Annotated in this window: 15 protein-coding genes; 3 read left to right on the top strand and 12 right to left on the bottom strand. The window is 63.8% G+C overall.

All coding sequences use genetic code 11. From position 1 onward, the window contains the following. Window positions 1–200: 200 nt before the first annotated feature. The 7 genes from istB (EOINJALH_RS00110) to EOINJALH_RS30950 form a co-directional block, all read right to left on the bottom strand. A complete protein-coding gene (gene istB, locus EOINJALH_RS00110) occupies window positions 201–992 on the bottom strand; it encodes an IS21-like element helper ATPase IstB (RefSeq protein ID WP_088278280.1) in 792 nt (263 codons plus the stop codon). After that, window positions 985–2,508 carry an IS21 family transposase gene (gene istA / locus EOINJALH_RS00105; RefSeq protein ID WP_088278282.1) on the bottom strand — a complete coding sequence of 508 codons (1,524 nt, stop codon included), beginning with the start codon at window positions 2,506–2,508 and terminating at the stop codon, window positions 985–987. Before istA (EOINJALH_RS00105) ends, istB (EOINJALH_RS00110) begins: the two co-directional genes overlap by 8 nt. A gap of 124 nt (window positions 2,509–2,632) precedes the next feature. Beyond that, complete coding sequence (locus EOINJALH_RS00100; protein WP_088278279.1) at window positions 2,633–3,001, bottom strand: hypothetical protein; 369 nt, start codon at window positions 2,999–3,001, stop codon at window positions 2,633–2,635. A 26-nt stretch (window positions 3,002–3,027) separates the two neighbouring features. Beyond that, on the bottom strand, window positions 3,028–4,392 hold the full coding sequence (locus tag EOINJALH_RS00095) for a twin-arginine translocation signal domain-containing protein (RefSeq protein WP_158219590.1): 1,365 nt from the start codon (window positions 4,390–4,392) through the stop codon (window positions 3,028–3,030). A gap of 1 nt (window position 4,393) precedes the next feature. Then, complete coding sequence (locus EOINJALH_RS30955) at window positions 4,394–4,849, bottom strand: hypothetical protein (protein ID WP_144289784.1); 456 nt, start codon at window positions 4,847–4,849, stop codon at window positions 4,394–4,396. Between the two features lie 49 nt (window positions 4,850–4,898). After that, window positions 4,899–5,303, bottom strand: a complete 405-nt coding sequence (locus EOINJALH_RS00090) for a hypothetical protein (RefSeq protein WP_088278277.1) — start codon at window positions 5,301–5,303, stop codon at window positions 4,899–4,901. 152 nt (window positions 5,304–5,455) lie between these two features. Beyond that, entirely contained in the window at window positions 5,456–5,875 is a 420-nt protein-coding gene (locus EOINJALH_RS30950) for a hypothetical protein (RefSeq protein WP_144289783.1), read from the bottom strand. Window positions 5,876–6,646: 771 nt separating this feature from the next. Here EOINJALH_RS30950 and EOINJALH_RS30945 point away from each other — a divergent pair. Beyond that, window positions 6,647–10,600, top strand: a complete 3,954-nt coding sequence (locus EOINJALH_RS30945; protein ID WP_158219589.1) for a hypothetical protein — start codon at window positions 6,647–6,649, stop codon at window positions 10,598–10,600. Window positions 10,601–11,104: 504 nt separating this feature from the next. Here the strand turns inward: EOINJALH_RS30945 and istB (EOINJALH_RS00085) are convergent. Both istB (EOINJALH_RS00085) and istA (EOINJALH_RS00080) read right to left on the bottom strand, forming a co-directional pair. Further along, complete coding sequence (gene istB, locus EOINJALH_RS00085) at window positions 11,105–11,896, bottom strand: IS21-like element helper ATPase IstB (RefSeq protein ID WP_199873101.1); 792 nt, start codon at window positions 11,894–11,896, stop codon at window positions 11,105–11,107. Window positions 11,897–12,083: 187 nt separating this feature from the next. Continuing rightward, window positions 12,084–13,619 (bottom strand): IS21 family transposase, encoded by a 1,536-nt coding sequence (gene istA, locus EOINJALH_RS00080; RefSeq protein ID WP_088278276.1) that lies wholly within the window; start codon window positions 13,617–13,619, stop codon window positions 12,084–12,086. A gap of 348 nt (window positions 13,620–13,967) precedes the next feature. On the opposite strand from istA (EOINJALH_RS00080), the gene EOINJALH_RS00075 reads away from it, so the two are divergent. Further along, window positions 13,968–14,252 carry a hypothetical protein gene (locus tag EOINJALH_RS00075; protein ID WP_088278275.1) on the top strand — a complete coding sequence of 95 codons (285 nt, stop codon included), beginning with the start codon at window positions 13,968–13,970 and terminating at the stop codon, window positions 14,250–14,252. A 1,752-nt stretch (window positions 14,253–16,004) separates the two neighbouring features. Here the strand turns inward: EOINJALH_RS00075 and EOINJALH_RS00065 are convergent. From EOINJALH_RS00065 to EOINJALH_RS00055, 3 genes are all read right to left on the bottom strand, one after another. Further along, entirely contained in the window at window positions 16,005–16,226 is a 222-nt protein-coding gene (locus EOINJALH_RS00065) for a hypothetical protein (protein ID WP_144289781.1), read from the bottom strand. Between the two features lie 90 nt (window positions 16,227–16,316). Next, the gene (locus EOINJALH_RS00060; RefSeq protein WP_144289780.1) at window positions 16,317–16,682 is read right to left on the bottom strand and encodes a hypothetical protein; all 366 of its coding nucleotides are present in this window, start codon (window positions 16,680–16,682) and stop codon (window positions 16,317–16,319) included. Window positions 16,683–16,845: 163 nt separating this feature from the next. Next, window positions 16,846–17,292 (bottom strand): hypothetical protein, encoded by a 447-nt coding sequence (locus EOINJALH_RS00055; RefSeq protein ID WP_144289779.1) that lies wholly within the window; start codon window positions 17,290–17,292, stop codon window positions 16,846–16,848. Between the two features lie 11 nt (window positions 17,293–17,303). On the opposite strand from EOINJALH_RS00055, the gene EOINJALH_RS00050 reads away from it, so the two are divergent. After that, the gene (locus tag EOINJALH_RS00050) at window positions 17,304–17,966 is read left to right on the top strand and encodes a 5-methylcytosine restriction system specificity protein McrC (RefSeq protein WP_158219588.1); all 663 of its coding nucleotides are present in this window, start codon (window positions 17,304–17,306) and stop codon (window positions 17,964–17,966) included. Window positions 17,967–18,308 lie beyond the last annotated feature (342 nt).

Below are 18,308 nucleotides of genomic sequence, written 5' to 3'. Positions count from 1 at the left end.
GACTGTCCGCGCCGACCGAACTTTGACCCACCCTGCCGACTGAACTTTGACCCAGGGCTGGTGGCCGAGATCGCGTGATCCGGGCTGTGGACAACTGTAGCTCCTTGTTCCTTTCTGTCCTCTTCGTGGATGGAGTTCGCGCGGCGGGAAGACGCGAAGGGCGTAGCCCGCAGAGGCTTTCCGCCGCGCGGCGCTCATCGTCAGCCCGGCTCTGCAGGCTTTGCCCTGCGCTCCTGCTCCCGGGCCTTGATGCGCCGCTTGGTGCTGGCCGTGGCTTGCGTGACGCGGTAGCTCTCGTTGCCCGTCTCCACGATGTGGCAGTGGTGCGTGAGCCGGTCCAGCAGCGCCGTGGTCATCTTCGCGTCGCCGAAGACCATGGACCACTCGGCGAAGTCCAGGTTGGTCGTGATCACCACGCTGGTGTGCTCGTACAGCTTGCTCAGCAGATGGAACAGCAGCGCGCCGCCGGCCTGGCTGAACGGCAGGTAGCCCAGCTCATCGAGGATGACCAGGTCCATGCGCAGCAAGCTGCCAGCAATGCGCCCGGCCTTGCCCTCGGCCTTCTCGCGCTCCAGCGCATTGACCAGATCCACCGTCGAGTAGAACCGCACCCGCTTGCCATGCTCGGTGATACCAGCCACGCCAATGGCCGTGGCCAGGTGGCTCTTGCCTGTGCCCGGCCCACCCACCAGCACCGCGTTGTGGGCCGCCTGGGTGAACTCGCAGCCAGCAAGCTGGGTGACGAGCTTGCGGTCCACTGGCGAGACCTCGAAGTCGAAGCCCGCCAGGTCGCGGTGCACGGGGAACTTGGCCGTGCTCATCTGGTGGCTGACCGATCGCGTGGTGCGGTCGCTGGCCTCGGCCTTGAGCATGTGCTCGACGAGCCAGCGCGAGCGCTCCAGCTCGCCGTTGTTCTGCTCGCCCAGCTCGGTCCAGGTGGCGGCCATGCCGTGCAGCCGCAACGCCTTCAGCTCGGTGATGACGTCACGCATCTTCAGCTCCTTGCTCAGCCTGGATGCGACGCAGCCGGTCGTAGCGCGCCGTGTCGGCCACGGGCTTGGTCAGCGCTCCCAGCGCTGTGGCTACGTTCTCCGGTCGCGGCGGTGCCGTCAGCCTGGCCAGCACGTTACTTACGTGGTCGGGGCTGACCCGGCCGCTGGGCCCAGCACGCTCCAGCGCCAGCTCGGCCGCCACCAGCACGGCATCCAGCCCGGCACCCTTGACCAGACCCAGCACCTGGGCCATCAGCCGGTCGCCGCCCGCGTGCTTGAGCAGCGCCTGGCGCAGCCTGGCCAGCGGCTCGGGCAGGTCCATGAAGGGTGCGCCGTTGCGCAAGGCGCCGGGCTTGCGCTGCACCAAGGGAACATAGTGCTGCCAGTCGTAGACCGTCTTGCCCTTGCCGGGCTGCCGCTGGTGCTCGGCGACGATGCGCTCCTCACTCACGATCACCACCCGGGTCGGGTACAGCCGGGTGCTCACCGTGTGCCGGGCCAGCTCACATGGCACCGAGTAGCGGTTGCGCGCCGCCGTCACCAGGCAGGTGCTGCTGACGCGGCTGAACTCCTGCACGTAGCCGTCGAAGGGTGCCGGCATCGGCATCAGATGCTGCCGCTCCAGCTCCAGCATCTCCGCCACGCTGAAGGCCTTGTGCTCGGGGTGGTGCAACTCGACCCACAGCGCCTTGCAGCGCTCAGCCAACCAGGCGTTGAGCTCGTCCAGGGTGCTGAAGCGCTGATCGCGGGCATCCAGCCAGATGCGCCGCCGGCTGTCCTGCACGTTCTTCTCGACCACGCCCTTCTCCCAACCCGAGGCGACGTTGCAGAAGTCCGCATCGAACAGGTAGTGCGCGCACATGGTCGTGAAGCGCACGTTGACGTCGCGCGTCTTGCCCTTGCCAACGCGGTCCACGGCAGTCCTCATGTTGTCGTAGATGCCCCGCCGGGCCACGCCGCCCAGCGCCGCGAACGAGCGGGTGTGGGCGTCGAACAGCATCTCGTGGCCCTGGCCCGGGTAGGCCACCAGCCAGAACGCTCGCGAGGCGCACAGCTTCATGTGCGAGACCTGCAGCCGCTGGTACTGCCCGCCGATGACCAGCGGCTCCTCGCTCCAGTCGAACTGGAACGCCTCGCCCAGCTCGAAGCTCAGCGGCACGTAGGCGTCCCCCACCTGCACGCCGCCGCGCTCGGCCCGCCACCGCCGGATGTAGTCGGTCAGCCGGCTGTAGCCGCCTTCGTAGCCAGTGGCCGTGATCTGCGCATGCAGGGCCTTGGCCGTGCGGCGCTCCTTCTTCGGCCTGCGCGCATCGGCCAGCAACGCCTGCTGCACCGCTTCAACGAACGGCGCCAGCTTCGTGGGTACCTCAGGGCGCCTGTACTTCGGAGCCTCGGCCTTGTCGATGCGCAGGTACTTGCGCACCGTGTTGCGCGCCAGGCTCGTGGCCTTGACGATCTCCCGCACCGACTTCTTCTCGCGGTGGTGCATCCGCAGAACCTTGCCAATCATGGCCATGGTGATCACTCCTCACACCCCGCTCCGTTGTGGATAAGTCGGGCAGGGTAGGTTGAACACCTGGGTCAAATTTCCGTCGGCACGATCCTCGTAAGTGGGTCAAATTTCAGTCGGCGCCAACAGACTACTTGAACACCTGGCACGCGATGCACACATCACCACCGTTGCTGTGGATCGAGTCGACCACTGCACGGACTCGGACGTTGACGTTGTTTACCCGAGCGCCCTGCTCGACGCTCACATAGCCTGCGTAGACCCTTCCCACCAGCGCCGGCGTCGACTTCTTCGACCCGAATAGGCCGAACAGGTTGGAGTTGCTGCTCGAGCCCTGCAGGCTTTTTACCGATATCCGCGAGGCGACCACGTCGATGTCAAAGGTGCTGTTGGTGACTTCAGCGGCGTTGGCGAGGTGGCTGCTTGCCAGCGCCGTGATTGCGGCGGTAGCCAGCAGCGAGAGGCGCAGACGCGCCGGTACGAAAGGATACGGGTGCATGGTCTAATCTCCGTTGGAAGAAGGGGTCAATGGGCCGGCCTGCAGGCCGGCTTGGCGCTGCGTGCCTTGGAAGAAGTGGCGCTGCAAGCAGCCGCGGGCCTTGACGCGGCAGGTGCAGGAGTCTTCGGATCCCGGGCCCGTGCCGCAGGGGTGCCGGGCTCGCCTGCGGCGGCCCGGCGCTCGATGCGCTTCCTCAGCTCATCCAGCAACGCCAGTTGCGCGCGCCGCGCGGCGATCCGCTGTGCCATCGGCTGGGCTGCCTGGGCGCAATGCAGCACCAGGTACTCCTTCTCGTAGACGTCCAGGAACTTGCCCTCTGACTGCATGGTGGCAATGAGCATGTTCGGCTTCACCGAGAACTCGGAGCCCGTCGGACCCGCGCGCAGGCCCCAGATGCCGTTGACTTCCTTGAACCGCGTGTTGCTATCGGCCGCGAAGGGGTTGGACGCCATCGCACCACAGACGGCCGCACGCATCGTGTTGAGCTGCAGGAAAGCCAGGTCGTTCAGGCCTTGGCTGCGAAACTGGATGCGCACACGCGACAGCAGCCTGTCGAGCGGCGCCGTCTCGGTAGGCAGGTCGTACTTCGCAGCCCAGGGACCCAGCGGCAGGTACAAGGCACGTGAGATGACCAGGATGGCATTGCGCGCGATCAGCAGACGCACCACTTCGAACTCTGACGATGCAAGCCGCACTGACTTCGACTTGCCACCGGCCAGCGAAAGCAGCGACCCGTTGAAGCTGCGCGTCTCACCCTTCATGCGTAGGTACACCGCGCGCGACTCTTCGGCCAGGAAGTGACCCGTGCGACCCGTCTCGTCCAGCGCCGTAGTGGTGACCGTGATCGCGCCCCAGTTGCCCTTCAGCGACTTCAGCATGCTCGCATCCAGCACGCGCCCGAAGCCGGAGGCGCTGATGGCGTCGTCCTGCTCCTTCACCGACGGCATGTATTCCTGCACCGCGCCACGCAATCGCAGTTTGACCTGCAGCAGGTCGTCGACCGACTTGGCCCGTGAGTTCACGGCCATCAGGTCAGCGTCGCGCATCACTTCGAGGTCGCCGAACAGGTTGATGATGGCGTCCATCGTCTGCGTGTAGTGCTGCGCCAGCGCTCCCGGGGCAGCCAACTGGGCCAGGTTGATGAAGTCGCCGATTGAAATGGAGGGGCGGGCGAACTCGGGGGCCGGGCCGAGGCTCTGAGCCAAGTGGCTTCTGAACGCGCCGCACATTTCGGTCACGGAATGCTCGGGCGGAATGATCTGCGCGAGATTGGACATCGATGGCTCGGGCTGGTCCGTCTGCGCTTGGAGAGAAGTTGCGCAGCCGGGCAGGAAAGGCGCGGCTGTGGCGACGCCGACGAACTGCAGGAAGTCACGGCGGCTCGGGGTCATGTCAATTCCCCCGCGGTGACAGGACCGAAACGCCCTGGACCATGCAGACGATGCGGGTGTCTGCAGAAGGCCGCGCCTGAGTGCCATTGCCGGACTCCACGGTGTTGGAGCAGATGTCCACCTTCAAGGGCTTGCCGCGCACGATGTACTGGCGCAGCAGCCGCTCGTCGGTGGTCAGGGCCTGGCTGGCGCTCGATGACTGGGTCGCGGTGCCGACGTTGCGCTGAATCTCGCCGCGCATGGAGCGCATCATCGCGGCGATATCGCTGGACACCGTGTTAGGCGTCAGCATCTGCGGCGTCGAAGGTGCACCCCGCTGGGGTGCCGGGTTTTCCAGCACGATCTCGTCCGTGGAATTGGCCACTGCTTCAGGGGGCAGCCAGTTGAGGTTAGGTTTGGCTGCCTCTGCGCAAACCATGAGGGAGAGGGCGGCGGTCGAGACGATGGTCTTCTTCATGGGGATGCTCCGAAAGGGCGCCGGCCGAGGGCCGGCGCCGGGGTTGGACCTACGGCTTGCCGAACTGAGCGACACCGTTGGCGACCTCGCCACCGGTGTTGTCCACCTTGTTCATGACGGCCTTGAGGTTCACGGTGGTGCCGCTCATCTGCACGCCCTTGCCCACGTCGGCTACGCCGTTGCGCGTGGTGGTGCTCATCGCGGTGATCGCCTTGCCAAACTCGCCGCCGATGGAGAACAGGCTGTAACCGGCATTCAGCTTGCCGGTGAGCTGCTCGCCGGCCTTGCTCTCCGACTTGACTTCGCTCATCACCGCATCAATGTCGAAGCGGGAGTTGGAGATGGTGGTCGGCGCGTCGGTCGACTGGGCATGCGCCGCCAACGAGCAGACCGCGACCGCTCCAGTGGCGGCGGCCTTTGCCAGGGACTTCAGGGAAAAGGGAAACTGGTTCATGACATTCCTTGAGTGAATTTGATTGCTGTGTGCGAGGTGCGACATTTAGCTAGGTCATGGGCCTTCTCCTCTAAGGTGCGCTTGATGCTGGACTTTGAGTGATGTTGTCCGCTCAAGAACCGAGGTATCTGTACGAACTGTGGCCGCTCCCATCACAGCGTGATGTGTTGGCACACGCAGCTTCTGTCCATACCCAGCGCGTTCACGCGAACGCAGGGACGAACCGTCACCGCGCCAGGTTTGACGACGATGTTGTCGACACATCCGCACCGACGCTGCGAGAGAGACCGTCGGCACACGACGTCGGAAAGGCAGCAGGTGTCGATGCGGTCGTCGACCGGAGGGCGCCTGCCGACGCCAGCGCCGGGGCAGCCGCCGATCACCGGTTGGTCGTCCACACCCGAACAGGGCAAGGGCCGAAAGGACAGAGACCCATTGGTGTCAACAGACCAGGCCTGGAACGAAGTGGCCGTGACCTGCGCTGGGGTCGGCATGGCCGCTATGCACAGCAAGGCTGCCGATGCCGCCACACAGATCGAACGGCGCTTGAGGGTCGAAGGGAAGGTCTTCACGGTGTTCTTATGGTCGGATGTGCCCATTGCACGGTGTCCATGGTGCGCATCGGGCGGTCGGGTGCTAGGTGACGCGCTGTTCGGCGGTGTGTGCATCGTGATGGTCCTTTCGTGAAGAAGCCGGCTAGCGGCGGGTTGAGGGATCGATGAAGAGCTCTTGGTCGACCCACATGCCCGACTCCAAACTTATGGTGAGGGGCGTAAGGCGCGTGCGCTGGCGGCTGTTCTGCTGCTGCGCGTTTCAAGGTGATTGATGATTGCCGTGCAGGTTCAGATTGCGAACTGGGTCTGCTTGCACGTCGGCGCGGCGTTGTGCATAGACAGCGCGACCCTTCCCAGCAACGATTGACGTCGCTCTTCGCATGGCGTGCTTGTTGGCAGGCTGCGGAATGGCTGCGTAGCAGGTCGCCTGTCAGGGTTTTCACCAACTCTCGCGAGCAAACTTTGTACGGCGCGGATGTGTAACCTCACGGAGCGAGTTGGCAACCAACGAAACTTGCAGCAGCAGCGGTGCTGCAAACCAGACCGACGGGGCAGGTGTGCAATACCCACTAGACTTATGGGGGTAATTGGCTATCGTGTTTTTCTCGTGCGTGCAACGGACCTTTGATTTCAAGTTGTGACAGCGCAATCTGCTCTGTGCCTCTAGCAGGACCAAGAAGACAAAACCATCTTGAAACATTTTTGTCGCGGGGGAGGAGGTGAGTGAGGAAATCAGACCAAGAGTTCGCCAGACGTTCATGGGCAAATGGCGAAGCGACTGTTCAACTCATGTCGCCGATTCCTCCGAAGGGCAGCCAGAAGCGCGCAAACCACGTAGTTGTGGTGATCGCTCCTCCCAAGCGAACCGGCACGGTCCGCGAGTTGGTCAACCAGCTTCTTCAGCAGTTCGACGAAGTGCTTCGGCAAAGCTGGGTGCGAGAGTTTGTGCAGGCGTGTGACGCAACAAGAGACGAGAAGTCCAAGCGCGCGTACCTGGCTGCGTTGTCATGTGTCTTTCAGTGGACCGAGCCGCGAGAAGGTCGGCACGCGCCGAAAGCTCGGTCAGAGGTTTCGAGAGCCCGGGAAGGGGTGGCGGCGCTGGGCGTCTGGAATGCCGAGGCCTGGATAAGTGTTAACGGCCGTCTGGGCCCTCTGCCTCGGCTTCTGCTTCTCATCAAGCTGGTATGCGGCGACTTGCCTGGAGATGAGGAACTGACCGCCGCGGTGGCGGCTGCTTTGGGCGAAGGAACTCACACGAGAGCGGCTGCAAACGTGGTGGCGCGTGTCCGGCAGCTACTGCAGGGCAGCAATCGGAATCCCAGGGTTGCGTCTGCTTACTCGACTGCGGATCCCGAGTGGCGAGCCTTGCTCGCCGCATTCAATGAACTGTCCTTCCGGGATCGGCTACCCGTCTTGCGGTACTCCGATCTAATGGAAGTCGAACTTGGCGGTCTTGTAGGCCGAGAAACACTCGGGGAGTTCGAGTCCTGGCTGCGTGCCGGCCTGTCAAGACCACGCCACTCGGTCGACATGGGTCAACGCGTGACATCGCTCGGGCCGGAAGTGATGCCGGCGAGGGTGGAGTCGCTCGCGAAGATCGTTGTGGCCGAGATGACGGAGGCGTCTCCAGTTCATTCGATAGTGCAATGGCCCTGCGGCACTCAGCCGGCGATGGGGATCACCATTGCCCGTGCCTGCGTCGACGAGATCAAGCGCCAAGCGGAGTGGAGAGTCATCTGGCTATGTGCGTCCCGCACCGATAGACCCTTCTTCCGGGTCTCGACGCATGAGTTCCTCCGGCCTTTGGCCGAAGCGTTCCAGGTCATGCTGCCTGACAAGGGACCGCAGTGGACCGCCGATGACATCGGCCGTGTCGTTGAGGTGCTGCGAAAGGGACTGAGCCGCTACAAATGCCTAGTCATCGTGGAGGGCCTCCGAAACGCAGGTGGCCGGATTGGCCCTTTGCTCGACTTTCTGAGTGGTTCAAGTGTGTTCGAAGAGATCATCCGCGGGTTAGCTACTCCGCCCGTCTCGGACGCCTGTGACAGAGCATGGGATGGAGCATTCGCGGCCTCCCGGTTTCTCCTGCTGCCCGCACGTGCGATGCGGGGCATCCATGATCTGTCCGATGGCGCCGCGGGGCGGTGCGCTTGGTCGGATGCTGCGATCGGCGTGGTCGAAGTCAGCCGCAGCCTCCCCGACGAGACTTGTCGGCTGGCCAAGCAGACGCTGGCTGCGCAACGAAGATTCGAGCCGGAAGCGTGGCCGGAGTCGCAGCCGGGATCGCGCCCAACGGTGCAAGGTTTAGTCGAGGGCCTCGCGCAACGCAGCCCCCACAACCTAATCGTGCTGTGCTTGATCGCGAGTGTCCCAGACGGCGTTCTGATTGGGACGTTGCGGCGGGTGTTTCGCCGGTGGCGCGTGTTGATCCAGAGAATTGTTCCGCGAGAGGAATTCGACCGTTGCGGTGAGTTGCTCGGCAAGGCTGCCACGGAGATCGACAACCTCTATCTCCAAATGCGCAAGGTACGCGACAGTCACCTGGGCAAAGACCTTGACGCCGCGGACGCGCTAGCCGACAGCAAACTCTATGGACGCTTCGGCGGGCTGTTGAGTATTGAACTGCAGGATTCTGACGAGTACCTTGGGCCCAGGCAACTCCGGTGGGAAGTCGAGAAGGATCTGGAACAGTGGGATCTAGACTTCATCCGTCACGAGGACGATGCCGCATGGGGGCAGTTCAAGCCGGTTCTCGTGTTTCGGAACGCAAACGTTCGAGATGTGTTGATTGAGGCTGTCTGCCGGCGTCTGAGTTTTTCACCTGATGACCCGCGAGCGTTCGCTCTGACCCGCATTGGATGGGGTCTGATGCAGCTTGCCGCTGCCGGCGAATGCATGCGACAGGCCACGGCGCTTCTACGCAACGCCGATCCACACGGAGCAGACTCCCCCGATAGATTTCGACGACTCGTACAAGCGCTTCACCATGTGTCTGCGGCGGGCGCCCTCAAGGGCATCGAACTAGGAGATGCGAGGAACGAGGAGATCGATCACCAGACGCTTCTCTTTCCGGCGGAGCACTATCGTCGCCGCGCGTTTACCTATTCCGTCCTCTATCGGCAGCTTGTAGAGAGGGACGAGTGGTGGTTGACCCGGGCTACCGGTCGAAGCGAGCTACGAGTTGGTCTACTGCTGCAGGCGCTGTATCCGGGACGTCATCCAAGGTCTACTGAGACCCAGTATCCGCCGACCGCCATGGAGACGGACGCCAGTCAAGCGGATGACGCCTCGCATCACGCGTTAGACAAGTTGGTGAAGAACGCACGGGTCAAGCGCGAGAACTCGTTGGGAACCGTGCAAGGACACGAACCTCTACTACAGGCGGAGTTCTTTCAGAACTTGCTGCTTGCAGCCTCGGATGCAGAAGACCACGAACTGGCCAAGCGGTGCCTGGAAATAGTTAAGGAGCTCGTGAAGCAGCCGTCTGGAACAGTAGCGAACTCAAAGCGGGGCAGCGGTGTTAGTGGCGAGCTGCGGGCCCCTGTTAGGCGCACGCTGAAGCTTGAGTACGACATTCTCGATGCAGGGGGAACGGACAGCGAGGATGCTGCTCGCATCTGTTTGGCCGCTCTTAAGCTCGTCGACAAGGACGGACTCTGGGTATACAAGTTGAAGCTGTTAGCAGAATACTTGTTTGACATTTCCCAACAGGGCGGAGATCCGTTTCGGGCGCCAGGCGCGCTGAGGGAACTGCGCGACGGATGGCTCGCCCTCATTCATAGCGCGGATGAATTGGCATTTGCAGCGGACATGATGGCTCGCTGGGCCGACGTGCTCTCGAATGAGGCTGATCGCATCCAGGACGGATGCCCGACGAAAGTCGCGCCCAGCAAGTCGGCGGACAAGACGGGGGAGCCTACTTCCGATAACGAGCTCGCGAAGTTCTTTGTGGCATGGACGGCGTTCTGGCTTGCGAACGCGCTCCGTGCTGAGGTCGGAATGCACTTGGACAGGCATGGTAAGCGGTGGGGAAGGGTGTCCTCTCGGGCATACAGGACCGGGATTCGTACTACATTGAAGCTTGCGAGACTGCTTGCATTGCCACCGCGACGTGCTGACGACGTGGCGTCGGGAAGCGGGTATCGACTGGCCCCGTCTTCCGCGTCTCGATGGCTGCTCGAGTACGCCAGAAGCCGCGCTGACATCCTGACACGCGATGTACATCTCTACGAGCGGGAGCGTATCCAATCGCTCTTGATGCAGTCCTCCATCGCGCGCACGGTGGTAAACATTGGACGGGATCTGAGTGGAGGCGATGAGGCACTCCCGAACGACAATAGTGCTCTCGTCGACGCCCTGCAGTACGTTGCGAGCGCGGAGCGACGGTTAATTGATCTGGGTAGTCCGCGACCCATTGCTCTCCGATGGATCGTTGAACGCCTTAACGTGCTAGGACTCTGGCTCACGCAGACTGCACGGGCAAGAGTTGCGGTGCGCAAGCTGGCCGCGCGGGGCGGTGGATCCTCCGCTGACCTGGCCACAGATCCCGAGCGAAGAATCGCGAGGCTGACACTGGACGTGGACCGTTTGGCTACGGCCGTCGTTCACGACATGTCCGTTCTGCACCAACTGGCCGAAGGAAGTGCTTTTTGGATGCACCTATACCGGCGGGCGGCGCGCCGGTACCTTAGCCTTAGGAATCAATTCGGCGCTGATGGCGTTGAATGGCCATCCCCGCATTGACCGCGGGCAGGAGGTTCATTGCTACAGGTTTGACCTCGAGTGCACTTCAATGCGGAAGTGATGACGGCTAGACCCGATGAGTGCATGAGCCCTATGCCTAGCTGTGCACCGGTGATCTACTGGCAAGCGAAGAACCTGCGAACGGCCTGGCTTCTGCTCGGTCACTCCGCCAGCGGCCGCATCCTCGCACCGAGCGGCAGTGAGCGTCTAGCCATCCCATCTTGAATAGTGCCGAGGCGCCTCTGACGATGGTGCCCACCAATTCAAACAGGTGGGCACCTACGCAATCCAAATCCAAGAGGCGCGTTCACGGCGCAGAGTTCAAGACGCAGGTCCTGGCCGAGTGCCAGCAGCCAGGCGCATCGGTGGCGGCCGTCGCGCTGGCCCATGGCCTGAACGTGAACCTGCTGTCAGGAGTCGGCGTAATCCGGCCACCCGGAGTCGGCATATACCGGCCACGTGTCGTGGCGCCGAAGAGCATCTCGAACTACGTTGTTGACGGGTTTATTCTGCCGCGTTGACGATGGTTTTTGGGGCTCGCTTCTTGGCCGCCGGAGCGACCTTCGGATCGCGGTACGACGGGCCGTCGAGCTCCAGGCAGTACGCGTTGTGGCGCAGCCGATCCAGCGTGGCCGAGGCCAGCAGCCGGTTGGTGGCGAAGGCCTGGTCCCACTCGTCGAAGTCCAGGTTGCTGGTGACGATGGTGGCGGCCTGCTCGTAGCGCTCGGCGATCACGTCGTGCAGGTCCTCGTCGGCCGGCGCGCGCAGCGGCTTCAGGCCGAAGTCGTCGATGATCAGCAGCCCCACCCGCGACAGCGTGGCCAGCTTGCGGTCGTACATGCCGGTGGCGCGCGCCGCGCTCAGGCTCTGGGTCAGCGTCGCGCACGAGGTGAAGACGACATCGATGCCCTGGCGCACCGCGCAGTGCCCCAGGGCCTGGGCGAGGTGGCTCTTGCCGATGCCGCTGGGGCCGACGATCAGCACCGGGGCCTTCTCCTGCAGGTAGCGGCCCGTGGCCAGGTCGTGCACGAGCGAGCGGTTGAGCTTGGGCAGCCGACCGAACTCGAACTGCTCCAGCGTCTTGGTGGTGCGGAACTGCGCGCGGCGCAGCCGCATGCTGAACTTCTTGTTCTCGCGTCGGGCGACCTCGTCGCCCACGAGCATGGCCAGGAACTCGGTGTAGGCCAGCCTGCCTTCGATGGCCTGGCGGTTGCGCGACTCCAGCGAGTCCAGGATGCCCGACAGGCGCAGCTGCTTGAGCTGCGGGGCGAGCTCGGGGATGGGGTTGGTGTTCAAGGGTCTTGATCCTTCAAGTGATGGTGGAGGGCCGTGGGCATGTGGTCGAGGGACCGGGCGGTGGGCAACGCGTACCCGCGTTGTCCACGGACCGGGCCGGCGCCGTCCAGGCGCTTCGTCCACATGTCCACGGCCTGGTGCGGTGGATGGACTGATGGGGGTTGGCTGGTCGGCTGGCTCCTCCTGATCAATGCACCGTGCCGTCGACGCCATGGCTGTCGCCGGCGAACAGATCGGCGGCGCTGCGCGTGAAGCGGGCCCGGCCGTAGGCCGCCGGGGTGTGGGGGTCGAGCAGCGGCTGGCGGTCCGCGCCGCTGGCCAGGATGGTCTTGACGGTGCGGTAGTGCGGGCTGTCGTGGGCCAGCGCGCGCTCGCAGGCGGCCTCCAGGCGGGCAGTGCCGTAGCGCGAGCCCATGGCCAGCACGCCCTGGGCGGCGCGCAGCCGCTCGGCCACACGGTCACCCAGCAGCCGCTCGATCAGCGCCGTGCAGCGCGGCCCGACGGCTCGCGCCTGGGTGGCGCACCAGCGGCGGTCGCGCTCGAAGAACAGCCGCGCCGCCGGCGGCAGGTGCTCGGCCAGCGTCAGGCGCTGGCCCGCTCGCTGCGCGCGCACGTGGGTGTAGATGTGCCGGTAGTCCTCGTGCAGCGACACCACGGTGTCGGTGGCCCGCAGCCACAGCGTCTTGCCCACCAGCGCGAAGGGCGCGGAGTAGAAGCAACGGTCGTGCTGGACGTGGCAGTCACGGTGCAGCACCACGCGGTGCCAACTGCCCAGGTCGGGCGCCACCGCTGGCAGCCGGCGCAGCAGCGGCCGCTCCAGCGCGTACAGGGCCAGCGGCTGCGTGCGCGTCGTGCCGTGGCAGCGCACGCCGGCTTCGTCCATCACCCAGCCGCGCGCCTGGGCGTTGAGGTCGGCCAGGTCGCGGAAGTGCCGCGTGGGCAGGAAGTTGCCCTTGAGGTACTTGACCCCCGACTCGACGATGCCCTTCTTCTGCGGGTCGTGCGGCGGGCAGGCGTCGATCTTGAAGCCGTAGCCTTCGGCGCATTCGGCGTAGGCGCGCTGCACCAGCGGGTCGTGGCTGCAGGCCTTGACGATGGCGCACTTGGCGTTGTCGATGATGACGCGCTGGGGCACGCCGTCGAACCACTCGAAGGCCCGGCGGTGGCAGCCCAGCCAGGTGGCTGAGCTCTGGTCCCAGACGAACTCGACGTACTGGTGGCGGCTGTGGCACAGCGTCATCACGAAGGCCCAGGTGCGCCGGGGCTTGCCGTCGGGGTGCAGCAGCACCGGGCCGGCGCCGAAGTCGACCTGGGCGGCCTCGGCCGGGGCGAAGCTCAGCCGGACCGTGGGTTCAGGCGGGATCTCGCCGCGCAACTGCCGCAGCAGCCGCACGACGGCCGAGTAGCTGCCGCCCCAGGCGTGCTCGCGCTGCAGCGCGGCGTGGATGGCACGACCCTGCACGCCGGCATCGAGCCAAGCCTTGACGAGCGCGCGGTGCGGCTCGGCGCTGGAGATGGTGGAGCTGGCCCGGCGGGGCGGGCCGACGGCGGCCGCGAGGACCTCGTCGGCGGGCAATTCGGTGCTCGCGTCGAGCCAGCCCTGCTGCTGGGCCACGCTGCGCAGGGCCGCCAGCTTGTCGCGGCCCATGAGTCCGCTGCGGGCGACCTCGCGCACGGTGTCGCCGGCGCGCAGCCGCACGAGGACTTGTCGGTACTGGAACATCTCGATTCTCCTGCGGCCCACGGCAGCCACCTCCTGCGGCAAAAAGCCGCCAAGGTAGCCGTCGTGGACGGTTGAAGCTTCGAGATGCCCTGCAGCGTTGGCCGGGGTCAGCCAGACCGGGTCCGCACCGGCGCAGTGGCCGGTACATGCCGACTCCCGCCTGGCCGGATTACGCCGACTCCGCGGTGGCCGGTATATGCCGACTCTGCCGCCGTCCCCGACTGACCCTCAGGTGGCCTGAATACGCCGACTCCGAAGTGGCCTGATTACGCCGGTCGCTGCCACCTGCTGCGCAAGTGGCTAGTCGGCCGTGGCATCAAGCGAACCGGCCTGGCCGCGCCGAGGGTTGTGACCCGCAAGCCGGCACGCGTCGATGGCACCTCGGCGTCTTCGCTGCAGTTCATCCCGGTGGTGATCGCGCCAGCGCCTGTGGCCGCGACCTCCAGCCCTGTTGCACCGAAACAGGCCGAGCCGCCCGTTGCCGAGGAGATCCGTGTCGAGCTGACCCGCGGCGCGACGCAGCTGTGCGTGCGCTGGCCATCGGCCCAGGCCGCTGCGTGCGCCGCCTGGCTGCGCGAGCTGGCCAACTCCGTGCGCATAGGCAATCCCTCGGATCGTCTGCGCATCGTCTGATCCACCGTCACCTTGCGGCTTCCAGGCAGCGTTGCGGTGCAACTGTCACTGCGCTGCAATGGCTCACCCGACAGGAACGCTTCGGGCAACGCCACCAAACAGAGAACCCGACATGTCCTGGCTACTTGTACCAAGGAATAGCCACTTGAAGCTTTCGGCCGACAGCGCATGGCCGGTGTTAAACATGGAATGGTCAACTCTGGCGAGCCACACGTCGCACGTGTTCGACCGGGAGCTCAAGGGCCGCGAAACCGATAGTCACTCCGCGTCTGCTATCCCTAGTTACGCTGAGGCTAGCACTTTCGTTGAACAGGGCCTATGGCCTCGTGCTGCCACGTGCCGGCCGAGTTCTACGGATGACCAACCCAGTTCGGCATCCAGTGCTCGCGCCGGAAAATATTCCTCGAGGCGAGGCCATCTAGTGCGGTTCGACCTGATTCCGTACCGGTGTCATTTGCGCCAGGAACTCGCGTTTGCGCGCTCGGTTGGTCGTCTGGTTCAGTCCAAGGTCGGCTTGCTTCATGACTTGAACGGTCGATATTGCAGGCCGTCCGCGCATTCAGATCTTGCCCGGGACTCGCAGGCCTTTCCTAGCCCTGCAGGTCGTTCATAGCTGGTTCGAATGGGAAGTCGACTTGATATCGGTCAGTACAGTGCGTGGGTGTCAGCCCTTTCTGACGTCATCACTATCATTGGAGAAATGTGATGGAAAATTTCTTAGCTACTTGTCGTAAAGTAAGCCCTTTGCTGCTCTTTCTGATGCTAATAACAACGAATGTTCAAGCAGCGGTCATGATATGCATGGGCCCACGAAACAATAATTGCTACGTCGGGGAGGGTTCCTGCGATGGCTGGTGTCCGGATCCACCGAAGGATCCGAACTGCACAAATGCAATGGTCGTCAAAAACAAACCTCAGCCTTGGAATCCGGAAACCGACTATATCGTGAGTACTGACGGACACGCATCAGTAGTCGGGCCTGCACAGAAGGTGAAGATTCCATTGGTCTCAGATAAATTTGCGGACTTCCTGTCAAACATAAAAGTAAAGTACGCAAAAACGAGGAACAGCGAAGAGGGGGTTCAAGCCAAGGTTCAAGCAGAGTTTCGAGCGTTCCTACGTACTGACGACGGAGTTGTCGGAAGGAGGCGGCTAGAAGTGCTCGCGAAAGAGACGGGCCTAAAGGTGCGCGCCAGCGAAAAGCAGTAGCGAAGAGTGTCGGCGATCGCGGTAGGGGTGCCGGTTGCCCGGCACTCCCCGCACAGATCCGTACGTGCCCGATTCGGGCATACGGCTCCTACCTCAGGTGTTTAACGGCAAAGTAGTCCTCTGGCCAGTGATGAAGCACATGGGGTGAAGGCAACCGCTCGGCGGCCAGTCGGTCCATACGCGTCCAGGTCATGCGGTCCTTCTGGCTGCGCCTCCGGAGCGAGCGCCTCCAGAGATCGATGACGTGATGGTGGTAAGCGTCAATCGCGTGAGCGTTGGTCGGCACCACGTGGTACGCGAAGCAGCCTTCGGCCAGCAAGCGCAAGCATTGAACTTGGTTGGTCAGGCCGTCGTGGCGTCGTCGCCGCATTTCGTCCTTGAGTTCCCGCAATACGGTACGCGTGCGGTCGCGTAGCGTGCGGCGCCAAGCAGGAATGCTCCGCGCCGCGACCTGCGACAGATGAACGTGAGCCCCAGGAAGTTGAACATCTGCGGATCGCCCTGCCCGCTGTGCTGGTGTCGCTCGATCGCGTGGCAGCAGAACTACAGCAGTCGGGTCATTTCGCCATGCAGTTCGAGAGAGAGCTGCTCTAACCTCGTCCGCATTACGTCCCAGAAGCGGTGTGCTTCGGCCTCGTGCTCGAAGCCAATGATCACATCGTCGGCGTAGCGCAGGATGATCATGTGGCCCTTGACGTCGCGCCGCCGCCATTGCTGCGCCCGCAGGTCGAAGACGTAGTGCCGGTAACCGATCCAGTACACCACGCTGTGGGGACGATGTTTGGTTGTGCACCCGAACCTAGCCGGACTCCAATTCCGATCTACTCGCTGGTGGGACCCAAGCCTGCTCCGGCATCACATCGCCCGCGCCGCTACTCGTGCGGATCCGCTTGCTCCGAAACCGTGCCAGCTCTTGTCAGTCACGCCGTGCAGCTCAGGCTCCGTCATGCAGGTCATCAATGCCAGTGAAATCAAGGGGGGCAGCCCCTTCATGTGTCCCGAACGCTCGACCTCGTTGTACCAGATCCAGTTGATGCCAAACGTGGCAGCCAGCTGCTCCAATGACTCCACCTGCCAGTGCCCTAGGAGCTGGTTCACAGCAGCCCTCAACTGGGCAGATCGCCGTGGTGCGCTGATCGCGAACGGATCAACTTCTGGCAATGACATGGATGGCACAAGCCGGCTGCCGGCCTTTGCAGTCCCCGTGAGGAGGTCATGCATTCGGTGCAGCATTGGCCAGTAGCCCTTCGGCGGACTGACCGTTTGCGCCCTACCGTCGCCGCATCCACATGCCGGGCACGGATCGTCGGCCAGGCGCGGCTCGTTTCCACGAGTGAAGGGCGTTTGGCAGTGCGCGCAGCACGTTTCCAGCAGCACCTCATGCTCAGCGCAGTGCCGCGCCACCGGCCATTGATGAAAGACCCGCCAATGCGCGCAACCATACCCGTTGGACGTTGTTGTGGTACAGGATCGCCTTGATGGCGTGATACATGTACTCGCCGTGGGTCCTGCACGCATCCTTGGCAGGGTCTACGTCGCCCCGGCGATGACGATCGCCTTGCGTGCTGCCGGCCATTTGGTGTCCCGCTGTGCGATTGAGCATCTGATGCTTCGACTCGGGCGTCCCCTTGCGCTCGGCGGCGTAGGACTCGACGAACTCCACACTGATCTCGGCGCGCGTCAGTCCCTCGATGCCAGCCTCAGACTTGGCGCCGCCGTTGTCACTGCGAAGGCGGCGCATGTACAGGGCGAGCCAGTCTTCTTCGGCGATCTGGATGCCGTATCGCTTACAGAACGGCACCTTGCTCGTCGCGGCATGCGCGATGGACAACAACCGCCGCCGTGGTACGTAACAGCGTTCGCTATACCCCGATCACCGAAAGCTACCGAGCCGTTGTCGACCTCTCCCTGGCAATTCTGGCCCGACGTCCGCCGGGCGCGAGCGCAACCGGCACCGGCAAGTCCTTCGGTGTGCTCCTCGACATGGCAGAGATTTGGGAGCTGTACGTTGCCACGGTGCTGCAGACAGGGCTGCCGGGTCTGACCGTTGAACACACGGGCCGCGCGCGTACACACCAGTATTGGCTCCTCGGCAACGATATCGACAGTGCCGTTGAGGGCTCACTGCGGCCGGACATTGTCATCACGGACCATCGCAAGGATTGCGTCGCAATCGTCGACGCCAAATACAAAACGACGCGACCGAACGAATACAACCGAAGGGGCGTACGCGCTGAGGACCTCTATCAGATCACGGCGTATCTGTCCGCCTTCGGGAGCCATGACGGGGGTCTTGATGGCTTCCTGATCTATCCCGAGGACGAGAAGGGGATAGTCGCCCGACGCCTGGGCCCGCGAAACGCGTGGCATTTGACGGCGGCGCCCGCGCGACGGCTGTGGTTCGTTTCGGCCGAGGTCGAGAGGCATGCCGACCAGACTGCCCTGACCGCGAGCGAACGCCGGCTCTCTGCAGCGGTGCGAGCTGCGCTGGTCGCTGACCGGTAAGAACAGAACTTCCCGCACCAGCGGCGGCTTTGCGGTTACAGGATCAGCACGACGGATGTCGCCGAAGGGTCGGTGGCTGCCCAACGCTCGTTCGATCTCTTCGCCAGAAAGCTGTCGGCGGAGTTGGCCGGCGGTACAGCGGACGCTCGGGTAAACCCGGTGTCGGCCAATAGCCGTCGCTGGCAACGGGCGGCTTCCGAGAATCTCACTCGGCCCTGGTCGCACCGCCTGCCACCATGTGCCTGCCACCAGAAATTGACTGGAACTAGTACGTTGACACGCAAGTAACGGAACATTAATACACTCTCTTCATCGCGAATCGATGCTCGGAGGTGTTGCCAT

It is taken from the genome of Ideonella sp. A 288, from assembly GCF_002198735.1.
In the GTDB taxonomy this organism is placed as follows: Bacteria; Pseudomonadota; Gammaproteobacteria; order Burkholderiales; family Burkholderiaceae_C; genus Pseudaquabacterium.
This window is presented reverse-complemented; position numbering and strand designations above follow the sequence as displayed.

What these genes read in the sequence shown, in the direction of transcription:
- EOINJALH_RS30955 (WP_144289784.1), bottom strand. Translation starts at nt 4,849, where the DNA reads ATGAAGAAGACCATCGTCTCGACCGCCGCCCTCTCCCTCATGGTTTGC.
- EOINJALH_RS00090 (WP_088278277.1), bottom strand. Translation starts at nt 5,303, where the DNA reads ATGAACCAGTTTCCCTTTTCCCTGAAGTCCCTGGCAAAGGCCGCCGCC.
- istA (WP_088278282.1), bottom strand. Translation starts at nt 2,508, where the DNA reads ATGGCCATGATTGGCAAGGTTCTGCGGATGCACCACCGCGAGAAGAAG.
- EOINJALH_RS30945 (WP_158219589.1), top strand. Translation starts at nt 6,647, where the DNA reads ATGTCGCCGATTCCTCCGAAGGGCAGCCAGAAGCGCGCAAACCACGTA.
- istB (WP_088278280.1), bottom strand. Translation starts at nt 992, where the DNA reads ATGCGTGACGTCATCACCGAGCTGAAGGCGTTGCGGCTGCACGGCATG.
- EOINJALH_RS00100 (WP_088278279.1), bottom strand. Translation starts at nt 3,001, where the DNA reads ATGCACCCGTATCCTTTCGTACCGGCGCGTCTGCGCCTCTCGCTGCTG.
- istA (WP_088278276.1), bottom strand. Translation starts at nt 13,619, where the DNA reads ATGTTCCAGTACCGACAAGTCCTCGTGCGGCTGCGCGCCGGCGACACC.
- EOINJALH_RS00095 (WP_158219590.1), bottom strand. Translation starts at nt 4,392, where the DNA reads ATGACCCCGAGCCGCCGTGACTTCCTGCAGTTCGTCGGCGTCGCCACA.
- EOINJALH_RS00060 (WP_144289780.1), bottom strand. Translation starts at nt 16,682, where the DNA reads ATGCATGACCTCCTCACGGGGACTGCAAAGGCCGGCAGCCGGCTTGTG.